A 13683-nucleotide genomic window follows, 5' to 3' on the forward strand; every position below is an offset into this window, starting at 1 on the left:
TCGCCAACCCCTATGGCGTGAGCTGCAACGGCTGCGGTTTCATCAACACCCCGAAAGCCACCCTGACCACCGGCAAGCCGGTGATCGAGAACGGCCAGATCCAGCGTTATCAGGTGGACCAGGGCAGCGTCGCCATCGACGGCGCGGGGCTCAATGCGAGCAACGTCGACCAGTTCGAAATCATCACCCGCAGCGCCAGGATCAACGCCGAGATCCAGGCCCAGCACCTGGCGCTGATCGCCGGGGCCAACGACGTCGACGCCAAGACCTTGAACGCCACGGCACGCACCGCCAACCCGGCGGATGCACCGCAACTGGCCATCGACTCATCGGCCCTGGGCGGCATGTACGCCGGGGCGATCAAGCTGGTGGGCACCGAGGCAGGGGTTGGGGTCAAGCTCGATGGCAAGTTGATTGCCAGCGGTGGCGACATCCAGCTCGATGCCAACGGCCAGTTGCGCATGGTGGACGCGAGCGCCGAGAAAGGCGCGGTGGCGATCAAGGCCGGCAGCCTCGATGCCCAGGGAGCGGTCTACGCCGGCAGCGATCTCAAGGTGCAGACCCGGGGCGACCTGAGCAACCAGAAAACCCTTGCCGCCCGCGACAGCATCCAGCTGGACAGCGGTGGCCAACTGAGCAACCACGGCATCATCGAGGCTGGGGTCAATGCCGATAACAGCCGCAACGCCAGCGGCGATATCACCCTCAGCGCCAAGAGCCTCAACAACAATGGCCAGAGCGTGGTGGCCAGCCGCGATCTGACGGTCACGGCAGCCCAGACCCTGGACAACCGGGGCGGCACCCTCAGTGGGCAGCGGCAAGTGAAGGTCAATGCCGGGACCCTGGACAACCAGAACCAGGGCCGGGTCCTGAGCAGCGATAGCCTGGTGCTGCAGGCCAGCGAGGTGCTGAACCACAACGCCCTGATCGCCAGCGACGGCCAACTCCTGGCCGAGATCGGCCACCTGGGCAATCGCCACGGTGAGCTCAGCAGCCTGGACCAGGTCACTCTGCAACTGGCTTCGCTGGACAACGTCGCCGGGCTGGTGATGGCCGGTGAAACCCTGGATATCAACGCCAGCGGGGCCATCGACAACCGTGGTGGTGCCCTGGGGGCGGAGCGTTTGCTGAAGGTGCAGGCCGCGTCCCTGGACAACAGCAAGGCCGGCAACCTGCGCAGCGAAGAGCGCTTGGAGGTCCGGGTTGCCGGACGCCTCGACAACCAGGACCAGGGCCTGATCCAGGCCACCGCGGCCATGGAGGTGCAGGCCGGGCAACTGGACAACCGCAAGGGCAAGATTTCCGCCAGCGACACCCTGCTGGTGCGCGGCGAGAGCCTGGACAACCGCGGCGGGGTGATCCGCGCCGATCAGGCCCTGGGCCTGCACAGCCGCGACGTGGACAACCGCGACAAGGGCCGCCTGGAAAGCCGGACCGCGGTCACCGTCGAAGGTCGCCGGCTGGACAACAGCGGTGGCCTGCTCAGCGCCACTTCAACCCTGGTGCTGAACAGCGGCGAGGTGCTCAACCACGCCGGCCGCATCGCCAGCAAAGGCGAACTCCAGGCCCAGGTGGACAGCCTCGCCCAGCGCGGCGGCGAGTTGGTGGCCGAAGGTGACCTGCACCTGCAGGGCCAGACCCTGGACAACCGGGACCAGGGCCTGGTGGCGTCCCTCAAGGCCCTGACCCTGGACGTCGCCGAGGTGGATAACCGTGGCGGCGCGCTGTCGGGCCAGGGAGAGCTGCAGATCAACGGCCAGGGGCTGAACAACAGTGATGGCGGCAAGGTCCTGGCCGACCAGCGCCTGCTGCTCCAGGTGACTCGGGTGGTCAACCAGAACCAGGGGCTGCTGTTCAGCAAGCAGGGGCTGAACCTGACTGGCGCCAGCCTGGACAACAGCGGCGGCCAACTGGTGAGCCAGAAACCGTTGCTGCTGACCCTCAGCGCAGCCCTGGACAACCAGCGCGGCCTGATCAGCGGCGAAGACCTGCTGACCCTCAAGGTCGGCAGCCTGGACAACCGTGGCGGGCGCCTGACCGGTGCCCGGGCCCTGAGCCTCGACAGCAGCGGGGCGCTGCTCAACCAGGGCGGCTCGATCGTCGCCGAACAGGGCCTGAGCCTGGACAGCGCCAGCCTGAACAACAGCGACAAGGGGGTGATCAGCGCCAAGGCCGACACACGCCTGGGCACCGGCGCTTTCGACAACAGCCAGGGCGGCAGCTTGACCAGCGTCGGGCAGTTGACCCTGAGCACTGCCCAGTTGACCAACAACCAGGGCCGGATCGGCAGCGACCAGGCCCTCAACGCCAGCGTCACTGGTCTGGAACAGCAGGGCGGCGAGCTGTTCAGCAACGCCGACCTGAGCCTGGACCTGAACCACGGCCTGCTGGACAACCAGGGCGGCAATCTGCACACCCCGGGGCAACTGCTGTTGCACAACCTCGAGCGGGTGGACAACCGCGGCGGGGAAATCTCCGGGGCCAAGGCCTTCAGCCTCAACGCCCGGCAACTGGACAACGGTGCCGGCAAGCTCCTGAGCAACCAGGCCCTGACCCTGCGCATCGAGCAGGCCCTGGCCAACGTCAAGGGCCTGATCTCGGCGGCGGCCATCGACAGCCGCAGCGCCAGCCTGGACAACCGCAACGGCCAGCTGCACAGCCGTGGCGACAGCCTGCTGCAGGTCAGCGGGCACGCCGACAACCAGGGCGCAATCCTGCTGGCCGCAGGGCAGATGACCCTCAAGGCCGCCAGCCTGGACAACCGCCAGGAGGGGCTGGTGGGCGCCACCCGCGCCCTGGACCTGCAGATCGGGCAACTGGACAACCGCGGCGGTGAAGTATCGAGCCAGCAGATCGGCCTGAGCGGTGCGCGCCTGGACAACAGCGACCAGGGCCGGCTGCTGGCCAGCGGCGACCTGACACTGAACGTGGCCCGGGTGATCAACCAGAGCCTCGGGCTGATATCCGCGGACCAGGGCCTGAGCCTCACCGGCACCGGCCTGGACAACCAGGGCGGGCAGTTGCTGGGCGTCCAGCGCCTGGACCTTGGGCTGGGTGAAGACCTGGACAACCGCAAAGGCCGGATCAGCAGCGAAGGCCGCCTGGCGCTCCAGGCGCGCAACCTGAACAACGACCAGGGCAGCCTCTCCAGTGGCGGCGCCTTGCACATCAGCGCCGGGCAAGCCTTGAGCAACCAGGGCGGCAAGCTGCTGAGCGACGCCGCCCTGACCCTGGCCAGTGCCCGGCTGGACAACCAGCAGCAGGGCATCATCAGCGCCAAGGGGCGGCTGTCGCTCACCACCGGCGCCCTGGACAACAGCCAGGGCGGCCACCTCAACAGCGGTGATGAACTGAGCCTGAACGCGGCCCAGGTCAACAACGACCAGGGCAGCATCGGCAGTGCCAAGGCCCTGACGGCCTCGGTCACCGGCTGGCAGCAGCAGGGCGGCAAGCTGTTCAGCAAGAGCACCCTGAGCCTGGACCTGAACCACGGCACCCTGAACAACCAGGGCGGCCTGATCAATGCCCCGGGTGCGCTGCTGCTGAGCAACCTCGGCGCAGTGGACAACCGCCAGGGTGAAATTTCCAGCCAGCAGGCTTTCGAACTGGCTGCCCGCAGCCTGGACAACAGCGCCGGGCAACTGCTCAGCAACCAGGCCCTGACCCTGCGCATCGAGGGCGCGCTGACCGCGCTCAAGGGCAAGATCGCCGCCGCTGCGCTGCAGATCGACGCCGCCAGCCTGGACCACAGCGGTTCGCTGCTCAGCGACACTGAACTGGGCCTGCGGGTCACTGGCCCGTTGCGCAACCAGGGCCTGATCCAGGCCGTCGGGCCGCTGCAGATCAGCGCCAACGGCCTGGACAACCAGGGCGGGCGCCTGCTCGGTGGCACCGGCCTGGGCATCGACCTGGGGCATCAAGGCTCGGATCTGGACAACCGCCAGGGCCTGATCAACACCCAGGGCGTGCTGAGCATTGCCGGGCTGCGGGACCTGCAGAACCAGGCCGGTGAAATCTCCAGCACCCAGGGCTTCACCCTGGCCGGGCGTAGCCTGGACAACAGTGGCGGCACGCTGATCAGCCACCAGCAACTGGGGATCGAGGCCGTGCACCTGGGCAACCAGCAGGGCCTGATATCAGGCTGGCAGGGGCTCAAGGTCAGCGGCGGCAGCCTGGACAACCGCCAGCAAGGCACCTTGTCGAGCCTGCAGGGTGACCTGCACATCGACCTTGGCGGCGCCTTGCTCAACAGCGCGGCGGGCGGGCTGGCCAGCCAGGGCCAGCTGACGCTCAAGGCCGCCAGCCTGGACAACAGCGACAAGGGCATCGTCACCAGCCAGGGCGGGCAGCAACTGGTCCTCGGCGGCGCCTTGAACAACGCCCGGGGCGGGCTGATCGAAAGCAGCGCTGGCCTCGACATCGCCGCTGGCGACCTGGACAACCAGGGCGGCAGCCTCAACGCCGCGGGGGCCCTGAACCTCAGTGGCAACCACCTGAACAACCAGGGCGGCAAGCTGCGCGGCGAAGGCGCGGTAACCCTCGATCTGCTGGGCGCGTTGATCAACACCCAGGGCCAGTTGGCCGCCAGCGGCCCGCTGCTGCTCAAGCGTTCCAGCCGGATCGACAACCAGGGCGGGCAGTTGATCAGCCAGAACCTGATGACCCTGTTCAGCGACCGCCTGGACAACAGCAACCGCGGCACCCTGGCCGCCAACGGCGCACTGCAGATCAACGCCAGTGGCGAGGTGCGCAACCAGAACGACGGCCTGATCTACAGCCGCGACGCCGGCCTGAACCTGCGCGCCGGCAGCCTGGAGAATGCCAAGGGCGCGATCCAGAGCGCCAAGGCCCAGACCCTGGTGACGACCGGGGGCATCGATAACCAGGGCGGCAAGCTGATTGCCGAGGACGGTGACCTGGACATCCAGGGCTCCAGCCTGGACAACCGCGCGGGTGTGCTGTCGAGCCTCAAGGGCCTGTTCCAGGCCCGGGTGTCGGGCGTGCTGAACAACCATGGCGGCCAGGCCGAGGCCCAGCGCCTGGACCTGCAGGCCCTGGCCGGGATCGACAACGGCGCCGGACGCATGGCGGCCAAGGGCGGCGACCTGCTGCTCAATGCCGGCAGCGCCGGGGTGGATAACCGCCAGGGTGGCCTGTACGCCAGCGGGCGGATCAAGGCCAGCGGCAATCAGTTGAACAACAGCGCCGGGCAAATCAACGGCCAGCACATCGGCCTGGATTTCAACGGCGCTCTGCTCAACCAGGGCGGCCTGGTCGAAAGCCGCGAGAGCCTGGCGCTGCGCGGCGCCAGCCTCGACAACCAGGGCGGCAAACTGCGCGCCCTGGCCCCTGGCGGCATGACCGACCTGCAGCTCGGCGGGCTGTTCGACAACCGCAACGGCCTGCTGGAAACCGCCAACACCGACCTGAGGCTGGCGGCCTCGGGCCTGCTCAACGGCGGCGGCAGCCTGCTGCACCTGGGGGATGGCAACTTCGATATCGCCACCGGCAACGTGATCAATGCTGGCGGCAGCCTGGTCACCCAGGGCGGGCTGACACTGACCGCCGACAACTGGACCAACAGCAGCGTGATCCAGGCCGGGCGCCTGAACCTCAACGTCAATACCTTCAGCCAGACCGCCAGCGGCCAGTTGCTGGCCAGCCAGCACTTGCAGGCCCGGGGCGGCAACTGGAACAACGACGGGCTGTTGGCCAGCGATGGCAGCCTGGACCTGCAGATCGGTGGCAGCTATTCCGGCAACGGCCGGGTGTCCAGCCTGGGCACCCTTGGCCTGGGTGCTGCCCAGGTCAATCTCGGCGCGGCAGGCAGCATCGCCGGTGGCGGCGATACCCAGGTCACGGTTGCCGGGCAACTGAACAACGCCGGGCGCCTGACATCCAACGCCAAGCTCACGGTGAATGCCGGCGGCGTGCTCAACACCGGGACCCTGGGCGCCGCCCAGGACCTGAGCCTGAGCACCCCGACCCTGGTCAACGACCATGGGTTCGTGTTCAGCGGCCAGAACGCCAACTTCAACGTCAACACCCTGAGCAACAGCTATGGTGAGTTCTACAGCCTGGGCGGCCTGAGCGTGGCGGGCATGGCTCCAGGCACCTCGGCCCAGAGCCTGAGAAACATCTCCGGCAATATCCAGAGCGGCGGTGATATCAACATCGCCGTGGCGGACCTGGTCAACGACCGCGAGAAGTACGAAGCCAGCCAGCAGTACACCGACGGGCGCATCACCATACGGTGCGTGCAGCACTGCGGTGGTGGTGCCAGCTGGGTCCGCGGGCCGGTGTACGTGTACCGCACCGTGACCGGGGTGGTGACCAGCGATTCACCGACCTCGACCCTCAATGCCGGGGGCAACCTGACGGTCAACAGCGGCAGCTTCCTCAACCGCTACAGCACCGTCTCGGCGGGCAATGACCTGACCATCACCAGCGGCACCATCACCAACCAGGCCTCCCTGGTGGCCTCCGGCAGCTCGGCCGTTCAGGTGGGCGCCGGGGTCAAGATCAAGCGCGGGCTGTTCTTCCAGCTGGCCCGAGAGGTGCAGGCCTACGACAGAGCGCACCCCCAGGGCTCGGCCTTCGACCAGCAGGCGTTCGCCGCGCTGATCGCCAAGTTCAGCCCGGGCATCTTCACCGGCATCGACCAGCCCGTGCAGACCTCGACCCAGGGCACTTCCGCCGCGCCGGCGATCATCCAGGCCGGCGGCAAGGCGCGCCTCACGGCGGCCAATGACATCAGCAACATCAGCGTGATCAAGAGTGCCATCGCCGTGGGCGGCAGTGCCCGCGACACGGCGGTGGGCGCTGCCAGCAAGCCGTTGATGGTGGTACTCAATTCCCAGCTGCCGCCGGACCTGGCGCAGCAGCAGGTCAACCCCCTGAGCCTGCCCAACTTCAGCCTGCCGTCCGGGCAGAACGGCCTGTTCCGCTTGAGTGGCCAGGGCGGCGCAGCGCAGCCCACGGCCCCGACCCAGGGCTGGAGCATGGCCGGCGCCAGCCTCGAACTGAGCACCCGCCAGGCCGGTCCGGCGCCGGTCCGGCCCCGGGAGCTGAGCAACCAGCCACTGCCGCAAGTGGCCCAGAGCGCTCGTGACCTGAACCTGGTGGATCACCAGGCCACGGGCATCGATGGCCGCACCGCCACGGTGCAGGTGAACGCCGCGTCCGGGGCTGGGCCGGTGGGCGTGCTGCTGCCCGCGGGCGGCGCTGGCAACCAGAGCGTCAAGCGGGTCCAGGGGCTGCCAGACAGCAGTGTGCGCAGCAACCCGCACAAGTACCTGATCGAGACCAACCCGCTACTCACCGACCTCAAGCAGTTCATGGGCTCGGACTACCTGCTGTCGAACCTGGGTTATGACCCGGACCAGAGCGCCAAGCGCCTGGGGGATGGTTTCTATGAGCAGCGCCTGATCCAGCAGGCGGTCACGGCCCGCACCGGCCAGCGTTTCCTCGACGGCCAGAACAGTGACGAGGGCATGTTCAAGTACCTGATGAACAATGCCATTGCCAGCAAGGACTCGCTCAACCTGGCCGTGGGCGTGACCCTGACCTCCCAACAGGTGGCGGCCCTGACCCACGACATCGTCTGGCTCGAAGAGCAGGAGGTGAACGGCGAGAAGGTGCTGGTGCCGGTGCTGTACCTGGCCCACGCCAACAACCGCCTGGCGCCCAATGGTGCGCTGGTCCAGGGCCGCGACGTGACCCTGATCGCCGGCAAGGACCTGGTCAACTCCGGGACCTTGCGCGCCAGTGAGAACCTCAGTGCGACCACCGGCAACAACCTGATCAATGGCGGCCTGATCGAGGCCGGTGGGCGCCTCGATCTGCTGGCCGGTGACAACCTGGTCAACCGTTCTGGCGGCATCATTGCCGGGCGCGATGTGACGGCCCGCGCCCTGGCCGGGGATGTGATCAACGAGCGCAGCATCAGCACCTTCCAGAGCAACCCCGGGAACACCACCCAGCGCCTGGACTACGCCGACAACGCGGCGCGGATCGAGGCCCGCAATGACCTGAGTGTGCGGGCAGGCCGCGATATCAATAACGTCGGCGGGGCGCTGAGCGCTGGCGCCGACATCGCCCTGATCGCGGGACGCGACGTCAACCTGACGTCGGCCCAGGAGCACGACAAAGTCACTCGCGACCGGTATTTGAATGAAAGCATCACTCAGCACGGTTCCAGCGTCAGTGCCGGGCGTGACATCGCGGTCAGCGCCGGACGCGATCTGACGGCGGTCGCCAGCCAGATCGAGGCCAAGCGCACCATTGCCATGGATGCAGTGGGGGACATGACCCTGGCTTCGGCGGCGGATGAGCAGCACAGCTACTCCAAGACCAAGAAGGTCACCCGCCAGGAAGACCACGAGCACCAGGTCGGCACGTCCCTCACCGCCGGGGCCGATGTGGTCCTCAGTGCCGGTAATGACCTGAGGCTGATTTCCAGCCGCATCAATGCTGGCAACGAAGCCTACCTGGTGGCCGGTGACAACCTGGAACTGCTGGCGGCCCAGGACAGCGACTACTCGTTGTACGACATGAAGAAGAAAGGCAGCTGGGGGCGCAAGAAAGCGCGCCACGACGAGGTGACTCAGGTCACCAACATCGGCAGCCAGATCAGCACCGGTGGCGACCTGACCCTCAAGAGCGGCGGCGATCAGCGATACCAGGTGGCCAAGCTGGAAAGCGCCAAGGACCTGACCCTGGACAGTGGCGGCGCGATCACCTTCGAAGGGGTCAAGGACCTGCATGACGAGACGCACACCAAGAGCAAGAGCGATCTCTCCTGGTACTCGATGAAGGGCAAGGGCCGCACCGATGAAACCCTGCGCCAGAGCACCCTGGTGGCCCAGGGCAATCTGCTGATCAAGGCGGCCGACGGCCTGCGCGTGGATATCCGCCAGGTCGACCAGCAGACGGTCAGCCAGACCATCGATGCCATGGTCCAGGCCGACCCGGGCCTGGCGTGGATGAAGGACGCCCAGGCGCGTGGGGACATCGACTGGCGCCAGGTCCGGGAAATCCACGAGAGCTTCAAGTACGACTCCTCGGGCCTCGGCGCGGGGGCCAAGCTGGTGGTCGCGATTCTGATGTCCCTGGCCATGGGCCCGGCGGGCCTCGGCCTGGCGGCGCCTCAGGCAGCGGTGGCCGGCAGCCTGGCCACTACCGGGGTCAGCAGCACCATCAGCAACAAGGGCAACCTGGGACGGGCGCTCAAGGAGACCCTCAGCGCCGACAGCCTGAAAAACGCTGCCATCGCCGGGTTCACCGCGGGCGCCTTCGAGTATGCCGACACCAACTGGTTCGGCGGTGCAGACAGTGCCGGAGCGGGCGCCGCAGCCCCGGGCAGCGAAGGCACCACGGCCTCGACCTTGAACAATGCCAACCCGTCCAAGGACATCTTCCGCTGGAGCACGGCGGCCGACACCCTGACCCGCACCACCGGGCGGGCACTGATCTCCAGTGGCATTTCCACGGCGATCGGCGGCGGCAGCTTTGGCGACAACTTGGGTGCGGCCCTGCTCGCAGAGGCGGGCAACGTGGCCATGGCGACGGGGTTCAACTGGGTCGGCGACAACGTCCGGTTCCCCAATGGCGGGCTCGAGAAGGTCGTCGCCCATGCGCTGATGGGCGGCCTGCTGGCGGAAGCCACCGGCGGCGACTTCAAGACCGGCGCTGCGGCGGCCGGCTTGAACGAAGCTTTGATCAACCAACTGGCGAGCGTGGCCGACGGCAACAAGGACCTGCAATTGGCGCTGTCGCAATTGACCGGCCTGGTGGCGGCTGCGGCGGTGGGCAAGGATCTGGACCAGGGGGCGCAGATCGCTCAGATGGCGACGGCCTACAACTACCTGTTCCACGAGGAAATCCTCGAGAAAGACCGCAAGCTGGGCGCCTGCACGACGAAAACCGAGTGCGACTCCATTCGTGCCTACTACCGCACTCTGGATGAGACCCGGAACAAGGAGTTCCCGCAGCTTTGCCAGCAGAACCCCACCTTGTGCCAGGCGGTATTCGAGCGCCTCAGGTCCGAGGAAGGCACCAACCAGCAATGGATGAGCGACCTGCGCAAATCGGGCCGGCCCGAGCTGTTTGGCCAGTTGACCGACCTGTATCTTGTCCTGGGCAACAATCAGGCTGCGCTCAACCGCTATATCGCCAATGCCCAGCGGGACAAGTATGGAACCCTGGGGGTCGCTGCTGCCGACTACATCCTCGAAGCGGCGGACCCCAGGTCGAAACTCTTCACCCCGGGAGGGGGCGCCAAGGGCCTGGCGGACGGTATCAAGCGCGGGATGGTGGGTGGTGGGGCCGGCCAGAACGGCGGCATCAAGCATGTCTACGACTCTCTGCGCAAAGCGCCGCAGTACCCCGAGGGCTTCAAGGAGCGCGCGGGAGGAACCAGCCGCAACGCGATCAAGAACGGGGACGTGCTGGCTGACCTGCGCAAAGTGGAACCCGGCAAGTGGAGCAAGGTGTACAAGGACGGTTTCGACAGCAACGGTGCACGTGTTTCGGTGCACTATTTCCAGAGTGAAAGTGGCAAGGTCTTCAACGTGAAGACCAAGAACGGTTGGAGTAATACCCAGTGAAGGAAATATCGTTGATGGTTGAAGCCCTGGGCGCTGAACAGGCCACCCGGCTGGTGTGCACGCTGGCGATTGGCTTGTTGACCTCGCTGCGCGATGAGGCCATCACCCTGGAGGAGGCCGAGTGGACCCTGTTCACGCCGCGTACCGCCAGCCTGTTGCAGGACAAGGGGCTATCGCCCGAGCTCTGCAGCCTGATCATGGAGGCATGCGAACTGGAGGATGTGCAGAGCCTGAGGCCGGATCGCCTGGAGGCCAGTGTGCAACTGCTGAGGGAACGTTTTGCAGCGATCCTGCACAGCGATCCCGGTTATGCCCAGAGGGCCAGTGAAAAGATCGGGAGGCAAGACTTGTATGTCATCCGTTAGCCCTCGGCCTGCGGTTCTCCAGTGATTCGCTCCCCTGGCTGCGCTGATTGACAGCCGGGGGGCCCAGCGCGAATTATCCAGCCCCTGGATAACCGCGGTGGGCATTATTCATGAAGCTCAATGTGCAGCGCCTGGACCTCAACCTGTTGCGGGTGTTCGACGCCCTGATGCAGGAGCAGAACCTGTCCCGGGCGGCGGTACGCCTGAACCTCAGCCAGCCGGCGGTGAGCAATGCCCTGGCGCGCCTGCGCCGGCACCTCGACGAGCCGCTGTTCATCCGTACGGCGCGGGGCATGCAACCCACGTCTCGGGCCACCAGCCTGCACCTGGTGGTGCGCCAGGCCCTGCACCTGTTGCAGCAGGGGCTGGACCCCGGTGCGGTGTTCGACCCGGCGGCGGCCGACCAACTGTTCACCCTGTCGATGAACGACTATGCCCAGGCGCGCCTGCTGCCGGCCCTGTCCCGGCGCTTGCAGCTCGTGGCGCCCGGGGTGCGGCTGGCGGTGCGCAGCGACAGCGCCGACTCCATCGCCGCCTGGCTCAGTGCCGGCATGCTCGACCTGGCGGTGGACTACCTGTACTTCGACAACCCGGAGCTGTGCTACCAGCCCCTGCTGGAAGAGCAACTGCTGGTGATCGGCCGCCGCGACCACCCGGCATTCGTCCCCGAACTGAGCCTGGAGGCCTACCAGGGCTGCCAGCACGTCGCGATTCCCGACCGTGGCGGCCGGGGCTCGCCGCTGGAAATCGTCCTCGGCTCGGCCAAGGTCCAGCGCCAGGTGCAGGTGTTCGTGCCCAACTACCTGAGCATCCCGCTGATCGTCGCCCAGTCCGACCTGCTGGGCACCGTGCCGCGGCATCTGGCGGAGCATTTCTGCGCCTTGCTGCCGCTGCGCAGCGCCCACCTGCCACTGCCGGCGGCGCCGGTGCAGGTCAGCCTGATCTGGCATCGCCAGCAGCAACAGGCGCCGGGGCTGCAATGGCTGCGGGGCGAGATCGATGCCATCGCCCGGGCGCCGGAGCACTCGCTGCATAGCGCTCCGGGGCATTGAGGCGTCGACCCTTTCAGAGTCTTCTCAATGGCCGTGGCGCGGCGAGCCAGGCGTTGAGGGTGGGAGGGGGCCGAGGTCTTGGTGGGGGTCTGGCCGAAAATCAAGAATCTTCTCGAAGAAAGCACAGAGTCGTCCCGTCTCGTTCGCTGCTTAACCTTTGTAGGCTGGGTCTGCCTTGAGGAAAAAGGCCAACGTCAAACACGAGATAGGTAAGTAAACCCATGAAATTCATCAAGTCTGCACTGGCTGTCGCGACGTGCTGCATGGCCGCCCAGGCCATGGCGGCCGACGGCGAAATCAACTTCACCGGTTCCATCACCGCCAACACCTGTTCGGTGAATGTCGGTGACCTCAACGGCGGTGCCGGCACCAACGTTTCCCTGGGCAACGCGCCGTCCCTGTCGCTGAAAAAGGCCGGAGACACCGCCGGTGCCGGTTCCTTTGCCCTGACCCTGACCGCCCCCACGGTGGAAGAGGGTGAAACCGATCACTGCGTACTGACCGGCAAGACTGCCACGGTGCGCTTTCTCAGCATGAACGGTGCCGCCGGCCCCAACGGCGAATGGCTAGCCCTGGAGGGCGCAGGCGGCGCCGGGGTGGCGAAGAACGTCGCGGTGCAGATCCGTGATGCCAAGGGCCAGGATGTGCAGCTGGGGCGTGCCTCCAGCGAATACGCGGACCTGACCCAGCCCATGCGCTTCACCGCCAACTACATCGCCACGGGTGAAGCCACGCCGGGCACCGCCAACGCCAAGGCTTCCTTCAGCGTCGATTACAAGTAAGACACATCCCGACCGGGGTCGATGGTGCCGGATGCACTCGGCCCCGCTGTCTGCAGCCCCCTCCCCAGGTTTTAAGTTGATATGAAGACTGCTTTTCTGCGCGCCGCTTTCTCTAGCAGGAGCTGGCTCTTTGGCGCGGCCCTGGCCGCACTCTGCCCGGTGCCCCTGGCGTCTGCCGGCATCATGCTCAATGGCACGCGAATCATCCTCGGGGCCGATGAGCGCAGTGCCTCGACGATTGTTTCCAACCTCACCCGCAGCGACTACGCGGTGCAGACCTGGGTCAACGACGCCCGTGACAGCAAGGACCAGCGCAGCCCGTTCATTGCCATGCCGGCCCTGTTCAAGGTGCGCGCGGGCGAGGAGCAAGTGGTGCGGATCATCAAGACCCCGGGGCAACTGCCGCAGGACCGGGAGTCGGTGTTCTATTTCAACGCCCAGGAAATCCCGGTGCTGGAGCACAAGCAGGAAAACGCCTTGAAAGTGGCGGTGCGCACCCGGGTGAAGCTGTTCTATCGCCCCGCCAATCTGCCGGGCAACGTCCAGGAGGCGCCTGCGCTGCTGGCCTGGAAACTGGTCGAGCAACCTGGTGGTGGCGCCGTCTTGCGGGTCAGCAACCCCAGCGCCTACCACATCACGTTCATCGGGATCCGGGTGCTGGACGGTGGCACGCCCGTCGAACTGCCAGACGTCGACATGGTGGCGCCCAAGTCCAGCCAGGACTACCCGATTCCCCGCCGGCTCACGTCCAGGACGGTGCTTGTGGAGTTCTCCACCATCAACGATTACGGCGGCTACAGCGAACCGGTCAAGTCCAGTGCCGGGTTCTAGGTCATTGGCGCATCGATGGAGTGCAACCCCTGGGAAGTCATTGCAA

At 66.6% G+C, this 13683-nt stretch carries 5 protein-coding genes; all 5 read left to right on the top strand.

The annotated features are described in order from the left end of the window. Positions 1 to 10607: DUF637 domain-containing protein (locus U873_RS0122370; RefSeq protein ID WP_025130358.1), on the top strand; the 10607-nt coding region annotated here is incomplete at its 5' end. Positions 10608 to 10621: 14 nt separating this feature from the next. After that, positions 10622 to 10972 carry a DUF3969 family protein gene (locus U873_RS0122375; RefSeq protein WP_025130359.1) on the top strand — a complete coding sequence of 117 codons (351 nt, stop codon included), beginning with the start codon at positions 10622 to 10624 and terminating at the stop codon, positions 10970 to 10972. A 110-nt stretch (positions 10973 to 11082) separates the two neighbouring features. Next, positions 11083 to 12024, top strand: coding sequence for a LysR family transcriptional regulator (locus U873_RS0122380; RefSeq protein ID WP_025130360.1), 942 nt, complete (start codon positions 11083 to 11085; stop codon positions 12022 to 12024). A gap of 221 nt (positions 12025 to 12245) precedes the next feature. Next, positions 12246 to 12806, top strand: a complete 561-nt coding sequence (locus U873_RS0122385) for a fimbrial protein (RefSeq protein ID WP_025130361.1) — start codon at positions 12246 to 12248, stop codon at positions 12804 to 12806. A gap of 81 nt (positions 12807 to 12887) precedes the next feature. Next, positions 12888 to 13637, top strand: coding sequence for a molecular chaperone (locus U873_RS0122390; RefSeq protein ID WP_025130362.1), 750 nt, complete (start codon positions 12888 to 12890; stop codon positions 13635 to 13637). Positions 13638 to 13683: the final 46 nt, after the last annotated feature.

Source organism: Pseudomonas sp. PH1b (genome assembly GCF_000633395.1).
Lineage (GTDB): Bacteria > Pseudomonadota > Gammaproteobacteria > Pseudomonadales > Pseudomonadaceae > Aquipseudomonas.

Bases quoted from the DNA above. Each gene is read 5' to 3' on its own strand.
- U873_RS0122390 (WP_025130362.1), top strand. From the start codon at position 12,888: ATGAAGACTGCTTTTCTGCGCGCCGCTTTCTCTAGCAGGAGCTGGCTC.
- U873_RS0122380 (WP_025130360.1), top strand. From the start codon at position 11,083: ATGAAGCTCAATGTGCAGCGCCTGGACCTCAACCTGTTGCGGGTGTTC.
- U873_RS0122385 (WP_025130361.1), top strand. From the start codon at position 12,246: ATGAAATTCATCAAGTCTGCACTGGCTGTCGCGACGTGCTGCATGGCC.
- U873_RS0122375 (WP_025130359.1), top strand. From the start codon at position 10,622: ATGGTTGAAGCCCTGGGCGCTGAACAGGCCACCCGGCTGGTGTGCACG.